Consider the following 18194-nt stretch of genomic DNA (forward strand, 5'->3'; position numbering starts at 1 on the left):
GCAATTAACGAGGGTGGTAAGAATATTCTGTTTTATAATAACGCTTTAGGACAGATAAGGAAATAACACGTTATTGTTAAACTTTTGTTTTTATTTTGTTTTATAACCTATAAATTGTACTTTTGCAAAGAATGTTTATATTTCTTCAATACATACATTATAACAAAATATCTACTATGGAGTTTAGAAAAAGCTGTATAGCTCTTTGCACATTATTGTTGGCAATGACAATGCAAGCACAAGCACAAAAATGGTTTAATAATGTAAAGCTTTCTGGTTTTGCGCTCTTGCAATATCAATATTCTGGTCAAGCCAATGCTAAAGCCAACTCGTTTAATGTTAGAATGGGTCGTTTGTCTTTAGACGGTAGGTTTATGAAAGATTGGTATTGGAAGACCCAAATACAGTTTAATGGTAATACAGCCACTTTAGGCGCATCGCCACGTGTGGTAGATCTTTTTGCAGAGTGGCAAAGATATGAGTGCTTCCGTGTGAAGTTTGGACAGTTTAAAAATCCATTTTCATTTGAAAATCCTATCCACCCTATCACGCAAGGCTTTCAGGGCTATAGTCAGGTAGTATCAAAACTTGTAGGCTTTAGCGATAGGTCAGGAATGCAGGCTTCAAATGGTAGAGATATAGGTTTGCAGGTGCAAGGCGATTTTTTAAAGAATGCTGCTGGCAGAAACTTGCTTCACTATCAGGTGGGTGTGTTTAACGGTCAAGGCATTAATGTAAAGGATGTCGATCAGCAGAAGAACATCATAGGAGCGGTATGGGTAATGCCAATAGAGGGTATGCGCATCGGTGTTTCGGGTTGGAGAGGTTCGTATGCACGAAAGGGTACATGGACAGATGAGGCTGGTGTGAAGCAATCAGGAGTAAGATCATTGCCACAACGTCGTTATGCTTTCTCTGTAGATTATGTTAAGGACGATTGGACTGTGCGTTCAGAATATATTCACTCGACAGGTTTTGGCTTTGCAAAGCCACTAGAGAGTACAAAGGATGCGAATGCTACAGATTGTAATCTTAGCACATTAGGCGATAAGGCGCAGGGTGTGTATGCACTCGTGATAGCACCTATCATAAAAGAAAAATTGCATGCGAAAGTTCGCTATGATATGTATCAACCATCGAAAGGTGCTGAACGCCAACGTACGCAGTATGATGCAGGTTTGGATTATGCCTTTAATAAGAATATTTTAGTGAGTGGCATTTATTCATACGTGCATGACAGAAGTTTGGAAAAGCCAAATTACTCGATGATTGATGTGCAGTTGCAATTTAAGTTTTAAGGAAAGTAAGGTAAAAAGAATATTAATATATAAAGAGACCTCATTGGCTTATCCTAGAAAGAAGATTGTTTTTTTTAAAACTTCTTTCTAGGATAATGCAGAGAGGGAGAGTGGTGAGGCACTTTTAAAGGAAAAAATATGGTAACACATAATCAGTATACTTTTTTTAGTAACAAGGAACATTTAAAAAGACAGCGTAGGCGTAAATATTTTAAAATAGGTTTGCTAGTAGTGTTGATACTTATAGCCATTATGGTGTATGGCTTACTTTTCTATATGGGCTAATAGCGTTTGCTCAAGAAAAACATATTACTCTGTTGTTTTACTAGGCTTATTTAAATGTAGGTGGTAGTGCGAACCGTCATATTCTATTCGCATAATGCGTCCCCTCAATTCTTTATGGTGTGATAATGCAAGAGCGGCATGTCCCATAGTTCGTCGCAAGTTTATCTCTACCATAGGATGTAAGAAGAATTTTGGTTGGTTAGGTTGATCTTTGTTATCGTTAGGAACAATCATCATATCCACTCCAAAAGCTCCTACATAACGTCCTTTAATATGTTTGAATAATACTTCTTCAAGCTTTAGCGTGATATAAGTTAGCTGCTGAATATCAATGTATTGAGAGATAATAGAAAGCTTTTCCGTTTCTGTTTGTAGAAGGCTTCCTGTATAAGCACCGTTCGTTGTTTGGAATAATGATAGCCCTTGGTATACTACCTTGTCAGCATAGGAGAAAAACTCCATTCCGAAGTCTTTTATTTTGTGATAAAAAGGCTCTATCATAACGCCGCATTGTCGGCGCATAGTATTGTATGCCCAGTTGAGTGCATGGCTATCCAAACGCTCATCAATATATCTTATTCCTCTGCCACTACTGCTCCATGGTGCTTTTAAAATGGCTTTCTTAACGATTTTAACAATAGGGCTTATCTCTTTTGGGTCTGAGAGATAAGCTGTTCTACCTATGATGTTGTTATAGGGCAGCCCATGATAGAGTTCGTATAAAATGGGTTGAGCAAACTGTCGGTTGCTCATTTGTCGGAGCGCAAAGAGTTGCTGCTCCGTAGGCATTATCTTTTCGGATAATCCCATATTAAGCAATTCCTGTTTTAAACTTTCATTCCAGCCCCAAGGTCTTATCTCGGTAATATCACTCTTTATCGCAGCTAGCAGCTCTTCTGAAACAAGATGACACCGCTTTATAAACTTAGCAAACCTTTGTAAATGCTTTGTTGCAGATGCGAGATTGTTTACTAAGATTAAATCGCCATCCTCAGCCCATAGTGCAGGCAAAAAGCCTAGATCAGCCTTTAGCTGTCGGGCAGCGTGAGGTGCTATGAAATGCTTTGTGTTGTTGGCTAAGGCTAAGTCGTGTTCTGGGTTAAATATGTGTAAAATCATTTTTGCTTTGTATTGATGTGCAAAGATAATTGAAAAGAATGTAATGAGCAAAATATATTCTTTCTTAAAAACATTTTTTGTAATGTACGGTTTGCAAATAAAAGAAATTAATAGTACCTTTGCAGGTAAAATGATTAAATAAAAGGAATAGATATACAATGGATGCTTTCTTCCGTACACATACCTATTTGGTGGAGCATATCAATGCGCCTGTTCGCCGCGCTTTGATGGATAAGATCGACTGGAACGATCGTATGATAGGCATAAAGGGTACGCGTGGTGTAGGTAAAACAACGTTTTTGCTGCAATACGCCAAGGAAACATTTGGCACTAATGCTGATCATAAATGCCTATATATTAATATGAATAACTTCTACTTTCAGGGTAGGGGAATAGCCGATTTCGCTGGTGAATTTTATAGAAAGGGCGGAAAGACGTTGCTTATTGATCAGGTATTTAAACAGCCTGATTGGAGTGCAGAGCTAAGAAAGTGTTACGATAGCTATCCCGATTTGAAGATCGTTTTTACAGGTTCTAGCGTGATGCGCCTGAAGGAGGAAAACCCAGAACTGAATGGAATTGTAAAAAGTTACAACCTCTTAGGGTTCTCATTTCGTGAGTTTCTTAATTTGAAAACAGGCTTCAACTTTAAGAGTTATGCCCTTGAAGATATTTTGTCAAATCATGAAACAATAGCACGGGAAGTACTTTCAAGGGTTAATCCTTTAAATTATTTTCAAGATTATATTCATCACGGCTTCTATCCTTTCTTTTTAGAGCATCGCAATTTCTCTGAGAACCTTTTGAAAACAATGAATATGATGATCGAAGTAGATATTTTATTGATTAAACAAATAGAGCTAAAATATCTCACTAAGATCAAGGATCTTTTTTATCTTTTGGCTTTAGAAGGTCCTAAAGCCCCCAATATAAGTAATTTAGCAAATAGTATCAATACGAGTAGGGCTACTGTGATGAACTATATTAAGAATTTAGCCGATGCTAGGCTGATCAATATTGTTTATCCGTTGGGACAGTCGTTTCCTAAAAAGCCTGCTAAGGTGATGTTGCATAATACCAATTTGGTACATGCTATTTATCCTGTTCAGTGTGATCGTCAGGAACTAATGGAAATATTTTTTGTTAATAATATTTGGGCACATCATCTTATTAACGAGAGTAAGAAAGTGGGTACTTATATTGTGGATGCGGATAAGAAGTTTAGAATATGCGATGCGAAAGGCGCAAAGATAAGAATGAACGCCGATACGTATTATGCCCAATATAATAAAGAAATAGGTTTTGGCAACTGTGTGCCGCTATGGCTTTTTGGTTTTCTTCACTAGAAACAGATGCAAGGAGGAAACAGTGTCGAACTGCGATATAACAACAAAAACATTATAACACAATCATTTAATAACAAAAAAATGGCTAAAGAAAAAAAGTTTATCACTTGTGATGGTAACGAGGCCGCTGCTCATGTGAGCTATATGTTCTCTGAGGTTGCAGCTATTTATCCTATCACTCCATCATCCCCTATGGCTGAACATGTCGACGACTGGGCAGCTAGAGGTCGTAAAAACCTTTGGGGACAGGAAGTAAGTGTCCAGGAAATGCAGTCTGAAGGTGGTGCAGCAGGTGCTGTTCACGGTTCACTTCAGTCGGGTGCTCTAACCACTACATTTACCGCTTCACAGGGTCTTCTTTTGATGATCCCTAATATGTATAAGATTGCAGGTGAGCTTTTACCTTGTGTTTTCAACGTATCTGCACGTACATTGGCAAGCCATGCGCTTAGCATCTTTGGCGATCACCAAGATGTTATGGCATGTCGTCAGACTGGTTTTGCAATGTTCTGCTCTGGTTCTGTTCAGGAAGTAATGGATCTTTCTGCTGTAACTTACCTTTCAGCGTTGAAAACATCTGTACCTTTCATCAACTTCTTCGATGGCTTCCGTACTTCTCACGAGTACCACAAAGTAGAGCTGATGGATGAAAACGATATTCGTCCATTGCTCGATATGGAAGATGTTAAGCGCTTCCGCGATCGTGCAATGAGTCCAGAGCGTCCTGTTACACGTGGTACTGCTGAAAACCCTGAAACATTCTTCACACACCGTGAAGCTAGCAATAAGTACTACGATGGTGTGGCTGAAGTTGTAGAACACTACCTAGGTGAGATTGCTAAGATCACAGGTCGTGAACACCACTTGTTCGATTACTATGGTGCTGAAGATGCTGAAAACATCATTATTTTGATGGGTTCTGCTACTGAAGCTGCTAAGGAAGCTATCGACTACCTTGTAAAGCAAGGCAAGAAAGTGGGTATGGTGGCTGTTCACTTGTTCCGTCCATTCTCTGTTAAGCACTTGTTTGCTGCTGTTCCTAAGACTGTTAAGCGTGTTGCAGTACTCGATCGTACTAAGGAGCCAGGTGCAGAGGGCGAACCATTGTACTTGGATATTAAGACAGCCTTCTACGATGCCGATATTAAGCCATTGATCGTTGGTGGTCGTTATGGTTTGGGATCTGCCGATATCACTCCTTCACACATCATCTCGGTTTATAACAACCTCGAGTTGCCAGAGCCTAAGAACCACTTCACAGTTGGTATCGTAGATGATGTTACCTTCACTTCTCTACCAGAAGTAGAGGAAATTCCTCTAGGTGGTGAGCATACTTTTGAGGCTAAGTTCTATGGTCTTGGTGCCGATGGTACTGTAGGTGCTAACAAGAACTCTGTTAAGATTATTGGTGATAACACCGATAAATATTGCCAAGCTTACTTCTCTTACGACTCTAAGAAATCGGGTGGTTTCACTTGTTCTCATCTTCGTTTCGGTGATGATAAGATCCGTTCTACCTATCAGGTAAAGACTCCAAACTTCGTTGCTTGCCACGTTCAGGCTTACTTGAATATGTACGATGTAACACGTGGTTTGCGTAAGAATGGTACTTTCTTGTTGAATACTATCTTCGATGGTAAGGAATTGATCGACTTTATCCCTAACAAGGTAAAGCGTTACTTCGCTAAGAACAATATTACCGTTTACTATATCAACGCTACTAAGATAGCACAGGAAATTGGTTTGGGCAACCGCACCAATACAATCCTTCAGTCGGCATTCTTCCGCATTACAGAGGTTATTCCTTTGGAATTGGCTATTGAGCAGATGAAGGCATTCATCGTAAAGAGCTATAGCAAGAAGGGTCAGGACGTAGTCGATTTGAACTATGCTGCTGTTGATCGTGGTGGTGAGTACAAGCAATTGGAAATTGACCCTGCATGGGCTAACCTTACCGATAATAATAACGATACCGACGATGCTCCTGCTTTCATCAAGGAAGTTTGTCGCCCTATGAATGCACAGGCTGGCGACTTGTTGAAGGTTTCCGACTTCGTTAATCATGGCACTGTCGATGGTACATGGCATAGCGGTACTGCTGCTTATGAAAAGCGTGGTATTGCAGCTTTCGTTCCTTCTTGGAATGCTGAAAACTGTATCCAGTGTAACAAGTGTTCATACGTTTGTCCTCACGCTGTTATCCGTCCATTCGTTCTTGACGAGCAGGAAAAGGCTGGCTTCGATGATACTACAATCTCTGTTATCGCTCCTAAGGAGTTGAAGGGTATGGAGTTCCGTATCCAAGTTTCAGAACTCGACTGTACTGGTTGTAGCAACTGTGCCGATGTTTGTCCTGGTAAGAAGGGTGAGAAGGCACTTACTATGAAGCCTTTCAATGCTGCTAGCAAGGAGACAGAGCATAACTCTGCACAGTGGCAGTATCTTACAAAGCAGGTAAAGAGCAAGCAGAAATTGGTTAACACACGTATGAATGTGAAGAACTCACAATTTGCTCAGCCATTGTTCGAATTCTCTGGTGCTTGTGCTGGTTGTGGTGAAACTCCATACGTTAAGTTGGTTTCTCAATTGTTTGGTGATCGTGAGATGGTTGCAAATGCTACAGGTTGTTCTTCTATCTACTCTGCTTCTGTGCCTTCTACTCCTTACACTACCAACGCTGAAGGTCAAGGTCCTGCTTTCAACAACTCATTGTTTGAAGACTTCTGTGAGTTTGGTCTTGGTATGGCACTTGGTAACAAGAAGATGCGCTCACGCATTAAGTTCTTGTTGTCTCAACAGGTAGAAGACGATCATGTACCAGCAGAATTTAAGGCTGCTGCACAAGAGTGGATCGAGAATATGAATGATGCCGAAGCTTCTAAGGTTGCTAGTGCTAAGCTAAAGCCATTGATAGCAGAAGGTGCTAAGGCTGGTTGCCCTGTATGCAAGGAATTGCAGATATTGGATCACTACCTCGTAAAACGTTCACAGTGGATCATCGGTGGTGACGGTGCTTCTTACGATATTGGTTACGGTGGTCTCGATCACGTTATTGCTTCTGGTGAAGATGTTAACATCCTAGTACTTGATACTGAGGTTTATTCTAACACTGGTGGTCAGAGTTCTAAGTCTACACCACTTGGTGCTATTGCTCAGTTTGCTGCTAAGGGTAAGCGTGTACGTAAAAAGGATCTTGGTTTGATGGCTACCACATACGGCTATGTATATGTTGCTCAGGTTGCTATGGGTGCCGACAACGCACAAACCTTCAAGGCTATCAAGGAGGCTGAAGCATATCCAGGTCCTTCATTGATCATTGCTTACTCTCCATGTATTAATCATGGTTTGAAGGTAAAGGGCGGTATGGGTCGTTCACAGGCTCAGGAGGCTCGCGCTGTAGAATCAGGTTACTGGCACTTATGGCGTTACAACCCATTGTTGGCAGAAGAGGGTAAGAACCCATTCAGTCTTGACTCTAAGGCTCCACAATGGGACAAGTTCCAAGAATTCCTAGCTAGTGAGGTTCGCTTCTTATCTGTAAAGAAGGCTTATCCAGCAGAAGCCGACCAGCTATTCAAGGCTTGTGAAGATATGGCTAAGTTACGTTATCAAAGCTATATCCGTAAGAGCAAAGAAGATTGGAGTGAGGAAGTTTAATCTGTAAGAAACTCGCAAAACCGCTTATCTCTTCTTCCTTAGTGTGGGAGAGATAAGCTATATAAACATAAAAGAGGGGCAATGGATGTTTTTCCATTGCCCCTCTTTTGTACTAAAAGGATATAAAGGATTTTGCAATTATTCAATGCTTTTGTTAAAGAATTGCAAGCAGATGTTTGTTGTACAAAGTGGTTAAAAGTTGTAAAATGACGCAGATAATACAAATTATTATCTATATCTTTGAATCAAAATATTTAATTGATTGTTTATTAAAAGAAAATCAGGAAGCGTATGAAGAAGGTTTATTGTGTAGCAACTCTAGCAGTTGCAGTAATTTCGTTTGCAAGTTGTGGTAATAAAGCAAAGTTGGCAGATAAGGTAGATACAGCTATAGTAGTTCCTACAGCAACCGATTCTATCGTTGCGGAGGCTCCTACCGATGCTCAAACGTTGGCAAAACAGTTGGCATCAAAGCTTTCTGCTAAGGACGGTGCTGGTGTTGCAGCACTTCTTGCAGGCGCACAAACTAAGGTTGTAACGTTGTTAAAGACCAATCCTGTTGCAGCAAAGGAATATGTTACTCAACTTCAAGAATGGGTAAAGAACAACGATGAAGCTGTGAAAAGCATTATTGACAAGGCTGGTGATAGTGCTGTGGCACAAAGTTTAACTAAGGCTGTTTCTGCTGTTAAGGCTATTGACCCTAGCGATCTTGCTACCTCTTTGAAGGAAGCTGTTGCAGGAAAGGCTGCTGATATATAATTGAGAGTTGAGAGATTAGAGATTAGAGTTGAGAGGTGAGAGTTGAGAGTTTCCCGTCCTAATACTCCTAGAGTGCCTAGTATTTCTAGTACTTCTAGTATCCCTAGTGCTCTTAGAAAAATTCTCAACTCTCACCTCTTAACTCTCACCTCTCACCTCTCGCCTCACTTTATCTTATTCTGTCGGCAGCTCTCACTAACGCCTCATCGGCTAAAATGCTCTTGCGTGCGATAAATAGCAATGTGAAAACTATTAATGGCAGATAAGCTGCAAGCTTTACTTGAAATATTCCAGCACTGGCAAGCATCTGATAAAACACGCCATAAACGGCATACCATCCCAACATTAATAGCATAGAGAACATACACGTACGTGCCTGACGCTTACGATTGCGGAAATCGAAGATCGCAAAAAGGTTGATAGGGCAGCTAATGGCTAAGATACCAAACAACGCCCATACACTAAACGTTTTCTCGCCATTTGCATGCTCTATCCAAAGGTTATAAACCTCTTGGTTGGCTAGCATAGCCTTTGCCTCAATGTGGGCAATGGGTAATGCCAAGCATACAAGTGTAGCAACGATTGCTAATAGCAAGAAGATAGTTTGTTTACGCTGGATCATGGGAGGGGTTAATCTTCGTATTCTTCCTTAGCATCCTCTGAAGGATCGCGCCAGTAGACACAGTTGTTTACAAATTCCTCTGTTGCTAGCAAGGTTGGTTTTGGTAACTTTTCGTAGTAGCGGCTAATCTCAATCTGCTCGCGGTTTTCGAAAACTTCATCTAAAGAGTCATTATATGAGGCAAATTCAGCTAGCTTCTTATTCAAATCTTGCTTTATTTCTAATGAAATTTGGTTGGCACGCTTTGCAATGATAGCAACACTTTCGTAGATATTGCCAGTATCTTTCCAAAGTTCCTGAACATCTCTGGTAACCGTGTTCAACGGTGCTTTTGACTTCTTGTAATCCATTCTTGTAAATCTAATATTTTATAAGTCTTATTTTTTTTGTTACCTAAGTTTTAATCTTTTGCGTATTGCTTACACTTCTTGATATACGCTTCGGCTGTTTTACGCTCTTTAGAGTCAGGATACTGATTGATAAATCCGTAACATTCGTCTTCAGCATCTTGGAAGCGTTGCACCTTCTTCTGTTCGATACTCATTTGTGCTAGCTCATACTTACTCTTCATAATCAATATGGCAAAGTCTTCGCGAAGTTTGCTATAAGGATAATCGTTGATAGCGTTTTGAGCCGTAATAATGCAGGCTTCGTAGTTGTTGCCACCGCTTGTGCAGTTGCCGAAATAAGAGCCGAGATTATAATAAAGCTTTGCGTTTAAAAATTCTTTCTTTACCAGCTTATCTTGAAGCTCAAACATACGGTTTTGTGCCACTTCCTTCATTTTTCCGTCAGGGAAAAGATCCAAATAGTCTTGGTAAGCCTGAATGGCAGCAATGGTAGGGGTTTGGTCTAAGCGAGGCTCTGGCGTACTTTCATACAAACATTGTCCAATATTAAACTGTGCCATCTCTGCATATATCCCCTTTGGATAGCTTTGATAATACTTTCTGAACGTTTCAGAGGCAGCCTCATAGTCTTTCATACCATATTCAGCCTTTGCCAGCATATACAGACATTCCTGACCATTTTCTGTTCCCTTTTGTATGGTTACCAATTCTTGCAAAAGCGGAATGGCATTGCCAAACTTGCCTTTAGCAAATAGTTCCTTTGCAAACTCGTATTTATATTCCGGGTCTGTGCTTTTATATACAGCATTATATTCGTGGGCGCAGCTAGAAAATAAAAGTGCCACACAAAATGATAAAAGAAAGCTTTTCTTCATATTTACAATTTGAACTGCAAAGATAAGGATTATTCCGCTAATACGCAAAAGGTTAGCTTCTGTTTTTAGAGATAATAACATTAGCGTGGATACACCAAGCTTTCTTCGCTGATATTCTCCAATATTTCTGTTAAAAATTTCTTCGCTTCCCACTTTGCCATCGGCAAATTGTTCATTAAGTAGTTGCCACAATCGTGTGGGGTAGCACCGGGAATATCATCTTCAAAGTGGGCTATAAACGTGAAACAACGGCGCAGCAAGTCGATAATATCCCTCGACTGCAAGTCGCCTTTCAGAATGAGGTAGTTGCCTGTTAAGCAGCCCATTGGCCCCCAATAGATAACACGCTCTTTCCATTCCTCGTCATTGCGTAGGAAGGTAGCCGCCAAATGTTCTATAGTGTGGATACTATCTACATGAAGGGCAGGTTCGCGGTTGGGTTCTTTCATACGCACATCAAAGGTGGTAATTACCTCGTTGCCCACATAATCCTTACGACTCACATACACCCCACGCTTCAAGCAGAGGTGGTTAATGGTGAAAGAAGGTATTTTGTCCATATTTTTCTATTTTCGTTTAAAGCGTTTTTAAGAAGTGTTTCGTAACCTCAAAACTACCTTCTGCTATCTTGCTCCAGAAGTTGAAGTACTGACTAGCGTTGGTATCTTTTAAAGGAATATCGCTGATAACGCGGAACGATACAAAGGGGGTTTTATAGATATGGCACACCTGTGCAATGGAACAGCTCTCCATATCCACAGCCATCGCCTCGGGAAAGCGATCGATGATGCTCTGCATCTTCTCTTTCGAATTGACAAACCATTCGCCGCTCACCGTTAGTCCTGCATAAATAGGAGGAATATTGCCATCCATCTCGTTGAGTGATAAAGCCTTGTCAATATATTCCTGACTCGTTTTAAAGCGAGCAGGCATTCCCATAATCTGTCCAAACTGCTGTTCGTCGCCACAATAAGCATCGTGATAAACACACTCCTTAGCCACCACCACTTGGGTTACTTCAAGCTTACTGTCAGCCCCACCAGCACAGCCGCTAGAGATAATAAGATCGGGATGATAATTATCTATCATCTCCACTGCACCGATAGCCGAATTTACCTTACCAATACCACATTGCTGTAAGATAATTTCTTTCTCTCCGAGCATACCAATGACAAAATCTTTAAAATTGATACGTTCTGTTTTTGTGTTGTCAAGAATGGATTTGAGCTGTGTAAACTCCTTGTCCATTGCTACGATAATTCCTATTTTCATACTGCAAAGGTACGAAAAAGATACTTGCTGCATCTTGTTGCATACTATATTTTTGTATCTTTGCAGTGTTTTGATAAAAAGTTAGCAATAAATAAAATTCTAAATATGAATACTTGGAAAAAGTTTTTACCCGACTTCATCGTTGTGGTATTATTTGCAGTTATTTCGTTTGCCTATTTCCTCGCTCCCGTAATACAGGGAAAGGTATTATATCGACACGATACCTCGGCTGGTGTAGGTGCTATGCAAGAACTTTGGCAATACAAAGAAGCCACTGGCGAGACAAGCCGTTGGACGAACTCCGTTTTTAGCGGTATGCCTACTTATCAAATGTCGCCATCGTACCATTCCACCGATAACCTTTCTCAGGTTATGCAGGCTTACCACCTATGGTTGCCCGAAAACGTGTGGTTTGTGTTTGCTTATTTGCTAGGTTTTTATATCTTTCTACGTGCTTTCAGCTTTCGCAAATCGTTGGCAGCACTCGGAAGTATCGTGTGGGCTTTCTCGTCTTACTTCTTAATTATTATTGCTGCTGGTCATCTTTGGAAGGTTATGGCTTTGGCTTATCTACCGCCAATGATAGCAGGTATTGTGCTTACCTATCGTGGTAAATACCTTTGGGGCTTCCTCGTTACGGCTATTTTCACCGCATTTGAGATTAAGGCCAACCACGTGCAGATGACCTATTACTACCTTTTCATCGTATTCTTTATGGTGCTGGCTTATCTTTGGAAAGCTGTTAAGGAGCAGCAAGTGGCAAGTTTTGTAAAGGCATCTGCCGTATGCTTGGTGGCAGCAGCTATTGGCGTAGCTATCAATCTGTCGAGCCTCTTCCATACTTGGCAATACCAAAAGGAGAGTATGCGTGGCAAGAGCGAGCTGGTAAAGAAAAACGCAGCCAACCAAACCAACTCTGGTCTTGATCGTGATTACATTACTCAATGGAGCTATGGCATTGACGAAACGATGACTCTCCTTGTGCCTAACGCAAAGGGAGGAGCAAGCATACCTTTGTCGCAAAACAAAACTGCAATGGCAAAGGCTGACCCTGAAATACAAAGTTCGATACCACAGCTATACGATTCTTTCCCACAATACTTTGGTACACAGCCTGGTACTAGCGGCCCTGTTTACGTAGGAGCGTTCGTATTGTTCCTCTTTATCCTTGGGCTGTTTATCGTAAAAACGCCTATGAAGTGGGCGTTGTTGGCAGCCACTGTATTATCGGTGTTGCTCTCTTGGGGACATAACTTTATGGGCTTCACCGATCTTTTCATCGACTATATGCCCATGTATGCTAAATTCCGTACCGTAGCAAGTATCCTTGTTATCGCCGAATTTACTATACCATTGTTGGCAGTGTTTGCTTTAAAAACGATTATCGACGACCCCGAAGTGCTAAAGCGAAAGGCACGCTTTGTATATCTAAGTATTGCCTTTACGGTGGGTGTGGCTATTATTATAGCTTTCTTCCCCGATATGATGGGAGCCTTTGTTAGTTCGCAAGAACGACAGATGTTGGGTGCTGTTCAGGGTATGGACAACAACACTTTGCAAACCATTTTAGCCAACATCGCCACTATGCGTGCCGCACTAGTTACTTCGGATGCTTGGCGCACGGTAGTTATTATTATAATAGGTTTAGCACTCTTGTATGCTTTCAAGCTAGGCAAACTAAAAGCCGACTATATGGTGATAGCCATCACTATCCTTTGTTTCGTGGATATGTGGCAGGTGGACAAACGCTACCTTAACGACGAGATGTTTGTACCTAAGAGTGAGCGCGAACAACCACAGCAGAAAACGGCTACCGACAATGCTATCTTGCAAGATAAGGGCAAAGATTATCGTGTACTCAACTTTGCTTCCAACACCTTTAATGAGAACGAAACATCTTTCTTTCATAAGAGCATCGGGGGCTATAATGCTGCTAAACTGCGCCGTTATCAGGAGATAATCGACAGATATATAGTTCCTGAAATGCAGCAAACCATGAAGGCTGTGGCTAACGCACAAGGCGATATGAAGGCGGTGGAGGGCAATAAGGTGTTCCCTGTGCTAAATATGCTGAATACGAAGTACTTTATCTTCCCATTGCAGGGTGGACAAACAATGCCTATCGCCAATCCATACGCTATGGGTAATGGCTGGTTTGTTAGTGAGGTTATCTTTGCTAACGATGCCAATGGCGAGTATGAAACGCTTGGCAAGATAGATCTTCGCACGCAAGCGGTGGCAGATGCTAAGTTTAAGGAGGTGTTGTCGCCTGCTGGTCGTAAAGCGAGTGTTGAGGCTGCTCCTAGCCTTGTGCGCCTTGATAAGTACGCACCTAACCACCTAGAATATACCGTTTCTTCAGGTAAGGGTGGAGTAGTGGTGTTCTCTGAAATATACTACCCTGGCTGGACGGCGACAATTGACGGAAAAGAGGTGGAGATCGGTCGTGTTAACTATATCCTCCGTGCGCTCAATGTGTCGGCAGGCAATCATAAGGTAGTGTTCGACTTCCATCCTACTAGCATCACCATTACCGAGACCATTGCATACATTGCTATGGCTGTCCTCTTGCTGATGATCCTCTTTGTAGGATATAAGGAGTGGAAGCGTAGGGCTTAGACAAAGATTGACAAGACTTTATTCTACTGACAAGATTTACAGGATTCTGAAGACCTCTGTCTTGTTAATCTTGTCAGAACAACTTCAGGGAAGCCCTCTCTGTTTTGTCCTATTTATTTTTATTGATACAAAGAACCCCTGTAAGTATGCTAACAACTTGCAGGGGTTCTTTTGGATTACCCTATTTTCGAATAGGATTGGATTTTATCGGAAATGATTTCTACTTTTTCTTTTGATAACATTATGGGTTCACTTTTTGGACAAGACGAACAGCGTTACCTGAAGGATAATCCCATAAATCTCCTCTATAAGATACAACACCTCCCATAGTAATGTTTATGTGCGCAACAATTTTTTGCCAACTTGAGTAGCTTCCCCAATAGTTAAAGTGGCGGTAGTTCTGTTCTGTTTTACAGAATTCTTTTTTGCCTGATGTTTGATGCCCATTGTTCCAACCTGTATATGGCAAGAATACACATCCTTCCTTTGTAACAGCTTCGGGTTTCATAAGGTGTTTTGCGGCATCAGTGTCAGTATCGAATGACCACTGAGTTCGGAAAATTAGCAGTGAAGGATTATAGAAGAAGCTTTTTGCCTTATCACGGATCATACCGTCAGGGAAGATAACCAAGCCCGGAATATCCTCTGTGCGTTCAAGTGTTCCGTTTTCATTTAAGTCTAGCCAAGCTGTGGTTACAGGACGGTCTAACCCTGCATTTTTGAAATAACGTTGTTCAAGGAGGTATTTCCATTGAGCCCATGTGAGCGTAAATGTAGGTTTTCTGTCCACTTGAACATAGGTAGTACCCCAATCTTTATCCGTCCCTTGATATTCTGTGCTAGCAGTAGGAGCAAAGTATTTGCCCTTGTCAGTATCCACTGCGGCAGGGTGTGCAGGGTCGCCAAAAAAGAACATATCAAAGTAAGGATTGCGCTCACCTGATACATACCATTTGCCATCTAGACCCTTTACGCAGCTCCATTCTCCAAAATATGCATTAGAATCGGTATAATCGGTAGGTTCTACAACATCCCACTGATTAGTTGCAAAACGATAAGAACCCTTTTGCACTGTGTATTTACAAGTAACGGATATTGCCTTGTCCTTGCCTGTATGGTAAAGTTTGCCAGCCTCTACATTCTTCTTTATTTTATCGCTATATAGCTGTATGGGCAAATAGCTTTGAAGGTTGCCTTTGGTGAAGTAAACCTGAGTACCCTTACTATCAACGGTAAACTTACTGTAAGGTTTTCCTACAGGCTGTACAAAGGAGTTAGCCGCTGTTGCTCCTTTCATAGGTTCTACGGGATTGTCCACGAGGTCGTCGCTGTAGCTATTGCTTGTATAGATGTCGAACATGATAATCGTTTCTCCAGGAACGAGCGGCATATACACATCGTAAGGCGATGAGGTCGATGCCGTTGGTGCAAACATAAGGTTATACTTTGTGTGTGCGTTCTGATGGGTAGCTAGGCGGTATGGACTTGTAGGAGATCCGCCCGAAGCTTCTCCTGTTGCAGCATCAACCGATGCTGTAAGGAATACATTCTTACCATGCATAGCAAGCATATTATAGGTGTTTCCTAGCGTACTATTGTCTTCGCCTTTCACACTAAAGTGGGCTACGGCAAACGCATTCTTCAGCTCCACCTCGTTGTTCACGAAAGCATGATCGCCCGAGACCATAACGCTTGCTGTGCCACTCAAGGCACAATAGTTTTTTAGTTCGTTGCGGGTGTAGGTAGTGTTCTTCGTGAAGTCAAAGTCTATTTTTCCATTTTTAATGCAATCCTTGCTCGTGTTAGGACCTAGGTAGAAGAAGCGGAGAGCTTGTCCTGCCTTAATACCCTTTATCGTGCCTTCAAAACGTCCCTTAGCACTGTTTTCTCCTTCTTTGAGCGTAAGGACATCGAGCGGATTACCCTTATCGTCTACCACAAGGAGTTTGTCATTGGCTTCCCATTTCCAAGGGTTTTCTTCATCATCGCTCTCTGTAAGGGTGGCGCGTGTTCCTGTCTTAGGCTTATCGCCTGGCAGTGCTAGCTTGTCGGTGCCAGCCACTACTGTGAGCATTACCCCCTTTGCGGTAGGCTTATTCTCCATAAAGTCGTTATTGTTGGAACATCCTGCCAATAACAGAATTGCTGCTGCCATCGTAAGCAGCCTTAGCTTGATAATGTTCTTTTTCATCTTTTTTCTTTTTAGTTTTTGTTTTTTTGTTACGTTTTTAGTAGGTTTCTCCTTCTAAAGGAGCGTTTTGGGTATTAGACCAATTGTCATACTCGTCGTCGGACGCTTTGTTCCAACTACTTTTGTCGCTCGGCTGTGACGCTTTTACGCCATTTGATGTAGCAAAGTCGGCAAGACATTCCACTGCTACTGGCACTTCAATAGCTTGTGGCTTAACATACTTTTTTTTCATGTTTGTATTATTTGGAAAATTTTAAAATAAAAATCGATAGCACAATACCACCTTACCGTCAATGTTGGAATAGCAACGTTGACGATAAGATATGCTATAGGGTGCGTCTGCAGGGCTTACCTAAGGAGTGTGGTGAGCCAACACAGCAACGCACAGACAAAAAGCCCTCTGGTGGTGCTTCTTGCTAGCCTATGTAACCAGCCGTATGCAGTGTATACGCTTGGTAGTTTGTAAAATGTTTGAAGAAATAATTTCTACGGCATATTTCGTAGAAGAATAGCTGTATATGCTTATTGGCGTTTGCAAATAGCTTGAAAAAGCTAAACGATTTGCCCCCCCCGAATATTTATACGCTTATATTGCATTCTTTTAGTGTTTTTTATAATTCGCTTGCAAAGTTATAAATAAAATCTGTAACAAGCAAATAAAAAACAAAAAAGGTTTTTGGCTAGTATCGCCCTCTACTATTGGCGTGATGTTTTCTTATTCCTCCTGCCGTAAGTTTAGTAAGGCTGTTTACGCACATTAGTTTTATATCGTTTTTCCTTTGAGAAGCGCAAAAACTATATTACATTTGCATTAGCAAGCTAATAAGTTGTTTGCCTGCTGCTGATGCTCGGTATGTGCATAAGTAGTAGGGCTTTGTATATATATTCAGTTATTGATTAAGGTATATTATTATGGATTTTCGCACTGTCGTTTCCGTTCCTCGTCCTCCTTTTCAGCTAGATCCTTTAGAGCGTATTCTTTTTGTGGGGTCATGTTTTGCGACCCATATTGGTGAGCGATTTCAAGCCGAAAAGTTTCGCACTAAGGTCAATCCCTTTGGCGTGATGTATAATCCTGTGTCTATTCTCCATACGGTGGAGCGTATCGACGACGCGTTTGATACGGCTGTGTTCACCCTCGGTACTAACCATGTGTATCGTGAAAACGCCACAGGCGAGATCGTAGACAATTGCGAGAAGCGCCCGCAACGGCTTTTCACCGAGGAAGAACTCACGGTGGAGGAGTGCTTCGACGCACTGTCGGAGGCTTATCATAAGTTGGTATATCATAATAAAGAGGTGAAAGTGCTTATCACCGTTAGCCCTATTCGTTATGCTAAATATGGTTACCATGAGAGTCAGCTGTCGAAGGCGGTACTACTCCTTGCTGCCGACCGCCTTGTGAAAGCCTTTCCCGAGCAAGTGTTCTACTTTCCAGCTTACGAAATAGTGAACGACGAACTGCGCGATTACCGCTTCTATGCGCCCGATATGTTACACCCTAGTGCGCAAGCAGTGGAATATATCTGGGAGCGTCTCCAGCAGTCGTGCTTCTCGCCTGCCTTGCTTCAGTTTTTAGCGGCATGGCGACCCATTAAGGAAGGGTTGGCACACCGACCTTTTAATCCCTCTTCGCTAGAATATCAGCAGTTTTTAGAAAAGATAAAAAGCAAAGCTAAAGCCTTACAGCAGCAATATCCTGCCTTGAGAGTTTAGAGTTGAGAGTTGAGAGATGAGAGATGATTTCCACGAATAATCCCCACAATATCAAGGTGAAGATATTGTGGGGATTATAAAA

At 41.6% G+C, this 18194-nt stretch carries 14 protein-coding genes; 6 read left to right on the forward strand and 8 right to left on the reverse strand.

Annotated features, from left to right (window positions below; genetic code table 11):
• Positions 1-176 precede the first annotated feature (176 nt).
• Positions 177-1298, forward strand: coding sequence for a porin (locus PREBIDRAFT_RS09845; RefSeq protein ID WP_004337868.1), 1122 nt, complete (start codon positions 177-179; stop codon positions 1296-1298).
• Positions 1299-1607: 309 nt separating this feature from the next.
• On the opposite strand, the gene PREBIDRAFT_RS09850 is transcribed toward PREBIDRAFT_RS09845, so the two are convergent.
• Positions 1608-2702 carry a hypothetical protein gene (locus tag PREBIDRAFT_RS09850; RefSeq protein ID WP_004337870.1) on the reverse strand — a complete coding sequence of 365 codons (1095 nt, stop codon included), beginning with the start codon at positions 2700-2702 and terminating at the stop codon, positions 1608-1610.
• 158 nt (positions 2703-2860) lie between these two features.
• Between PREBIDRAFT_RS09850 and PREBIDRAFT_RS09855 the strand changes: the two genes are divergently transcribed.
• The 3 genes from PREBIDRAFT_RS09855 to PREBIDRAFT_RS09865 all read left to right on the forward strand — a co-directional run bounded on the left by PREBIDRAFT_RS09855 (position 2861) and on the right by PREBIDRAFT_RS09865 (position 8467).
• Positions 2861-4048 carry an ATP-binding protein gene (locus PREBIDRAFT_RS09855; RefSeq protein WP_004337871.1) on the forward strand — a complete coding sequence of 396 codons (1188 nt, stop codon included), beginning with the start codon at positions 2861-2863 and terminating at the stop codon, positions 4046-4048.
• A gap of 81 nt (positions 4049-4129) precedes the next feature.
• Positions 4130-7705, forward strand: coding sequence for a pyruvate:ferredoxin (flavodoxin) oxidoreductase (gene nifJ / locus PREBIDRAFT_RS09860; RefSeq protein ID WP_004337872.1), 3576 nt, complete (start codon positions 4130-4132; stop codon positions 7703-7705).
• 291 nt (positions 7706-7996) lie between these two features.
• A complete protein-coding gene (locus PREBIDRAFT_RS09865) occupies positions 7997-8467 on the forward strand; it encodes a hypothetical protein (protein ID WP_004337874.1) in 471 nt (156 codons plus the stop codon).
• A gap of 169 nt (positions 8468-8636) precedes the next feature.
• On the opposite strand, the gene PREBIDRAFT_RS09870 is transcribed toward PREBIDRAFT_RS09865, so the two are convergent.
• The 5 genes from PREBIDRAFT_RS09870 to PREBIDRAFT_RS09890 all read right to left on the reverse strand — a co-directional run bounded on the left by PREBIDRAFT_RS09870 (position 8637) and on the right by PREBIDRAFT_RS09890 (position 11586).
• The gene (locus PREBIDRAFT_RS09870) at positions 8637-9089 is read right to left on the reverse strand and encodes a DUF4293 domain-containing protein (RefSeq protein ID WP_004337875.1); all 453 of its coding nucleotides are present in this window, start codon (positions 9087-9089) and stop codon (positions 8637-8639) included.
• Between the two features lie 8 nt (positions 9090-9097).
• Positions 9098-9439, reverse strand: coding sequence for a DNA-directed RNA polymerase subunit omega (locus PREBIDRAFT_RS09875; protein WP_004337876.1), 342 nt, complete (start codon positions 9437-9439; stop codon positions 9098-9100).
• 50 nt (positions 9440-9489) lie between these two features.
• Positions 9490-10314 (reverse strand): outer membrane protein assembly factor BamD, encoded by an 825-nt coding sequence (locus PREBIDRAFT_RS09880; RefSeq protein WP_036863082.1) that lies wholly within the window; start codon positions 10312-10314, stop codon positions 9490-9492.
• An 80-nt stretch (positions 10315-10394) separates the two neighbouring features.
• The gene (locus PREBIDRAFT_RS09885; protein WP_004337878.1) at positions 10395-10874 is read right to left on the reverse strand and encodes an S-ribosylhomocysteine lyase; all 480 of its coding nucleotides are present in this window, start codon (positions 10872-10874) and stop codon (positions 10395-10397) included.
• Positions 10875-10890: 16 nt separating this feature from the next.
• A complete protein-coding gene (locus tag PREBIDRAFT_RS09890; protein ID WP_036875603.1) occupies positions 10891-11586 on the reverse strand; it encodes a 5'-methylthioadenosine/adenosylhomocysteine nucleosidase in 696 nt (231 codons plus the stop codon).
• Between the two features lie 105 nt (positions 11587-11691).
• Between PREBIDRAFT_RS09890 and PREBIDRAFT_RS09895 the strand changes: the two genes are divergently transcribed.
• A complete protein-coding gene (locus PREBIDRAFT_RS09895; protein WP_004337880.1) occupies positions 11692-14205 on the forward strand; it encodes a YfhO family protein in 2514 nt (837 codons plus the stop codon).
• Between the two features lie 241 nt (positions 14206-14446).
• Here the strand turns inward: PREBIDRAFT_RS09895 and PREBIDRAFT_RS09900 are convergent, their stop codons facing one another.
• Together PREBIDRAFT_RS09900 and PREBIDRAFT_RS09905 are read right to left on the reverse strand one after the other, a co-directional pair.
• Positions 14447-16396, reverse strand: a complete 1950-nt coding sequence (locus tag PREBIDRAFT_RS09900) for a hypothetical protein (protein ID WP_004337881.1) — start codon at positions 16394-16396, stop codon at positions 14447-14449.
• A 37-nt stretch (positions 16397-16433) separates the two neighbouring features.
• The gene (locus PREBIDRAFT_RS09905) at positions 16434-16628 is read right to left on the reverse strand and encodes a hypothetical protein (protein WP_004337882.1); all 195 of its coding nucleotides are present in this window, start codon (positions 16626-16628) and stop codon (positions 16434-16436) included.
• Positions 16629-17308: 680 nt separating this feature from the next.
• Between PREBIDRAFT_RS09905 and PREBIDRAFT_RS09915 the strand changes: the two genes are divergently transcribed.
• On the forward strand, positions 17309-18112 hold the full coding sequence (locus PREBIDRAFT_RS09915) for a GSCFA domain-containing protein (RefSeq protein ID WP_004337883.1): 804 nt from the start codon (positions 17309-17311) through the stop codon (positions 18110-18112).
• Positions 18113-18194: the final 82 nt, after the last annotated feature.

Origin of the sequence: Prevotella bivia DSM 20514, assembly GCF_000262545.1 — a bacterium.
GTDB lineage: Bacteria > Bacteroidota > Bacteroidia > Bacteroidales > Bacteroidaceae > Prevotella > Prevotella bivia.

Excerpts from the sequence above, each read along its gene's own strand:
- PREBIDRAFT_RS09875 (WP_004337876.1), bottom strand. The coding sequence starts at position 9,439 with ATGGATTACAAGAAGTCAAAAGCACCGTTGAACACGGTTACCAGAGAT.
- PREBIDRAFT_RS09870 (WP_004337875.1), bottom strand. The coding sequence starts at position 9,089 with ATGATCCAGCGTAAACAAACTATCTTCTTGCTATTAGCAATCGTTGCT.
- PREBIDRAFT_RS09905 (WP_004337882.1), bottom strand. The coding sequence starts at position 16,628 with ATGAAAAAAAAGTATGTTAAGCCACAAGCTATTGAAGTGCCAGTAGCA.
- PREBIDRAFT_RS09845 (WP_004337868.1), top strand. The coding sequence starts at position 177 with ATGGAGTTTAGAAAAAGCTGTATAGCTCTTTGCACATTATTGTTGGCA.
- PREBIDRAFT_RS09865 (WP_004337874.1), top strand. The coding sequence starts at position 7,997 with ATGAAGAAGGTTTATTGTGTAGCAACTCTAGCAGTTGCAGTAATTTCG.
- PREBIDRAFT_RS09880 (WP_036863082.1), bottom strand. The coding sequence starts at position 10,314 with ATGAAGAAAAGCTTTCTTTTATCATTTTGTGTGGCACTTTTATTTTCT.
- PREBIDRAFT_RS09900 (WP_004337881.1), bottom strand. The coding sequence starts at position 16,396 with ATGAAAAAGAACATTATCAAGCTAAGGCTGCTTACGATGGCAGCAGCA.
- PREBIDRAFT_RS09855 (WP_004337871.1), top strand. The coding sequence starts at position 2,861 with ATGGATGCTTTCTTCCGTACACATACCTATTTGGTGGAGCATATCAAT.
- PREBIDRAFT_RS09890 (WP_036875603.1), bottom strand. The coding sequence starts at position 11,586 with ATGAAAATAGGAATTATCGTAGCAATGGACAAGGAGTTTACACAGCTC.
- PREBIDRAFT_RS09850 (WP_004337870.1), bottom strand. The coding sequence starts at position 2,702 with ATGATTTTACACATATTTAACCCAGAACACGACTTAGCCTTAGCCAAC.
- PREBIDRAFT_RS09885 (WP_004337878.1), bottom strand. The coding sequence starts at position 10,874 with ATGGACAAAATACCTTCTTTCACCATTAACCACCTCTGCTTGAAGCGT.
- nifJ (WP_004337872.1), top strand. The coding sequence starts at position 4,130 with ATGGCTAAAGAAAAAAAGTTTATCACTTGTGATGGTAACGAGGCCGCT.
- PREBIDRAFT_RS09895 (WP_004337880.1), top strand. The coding sequence starts at position 11,692 with ATGAATACTTGGAAAAAGTTTTTACCCGACTTCATCGTTGTGGTATTA.
- PREBIDRAFT_RS09915 (WP_004337883.1), top strand. The coding sequence starts at position 17,309 with ATGGATTTTCGCACTGTCGTTTCCGTTCCTCGTCCTCCTTTTCAGCTA.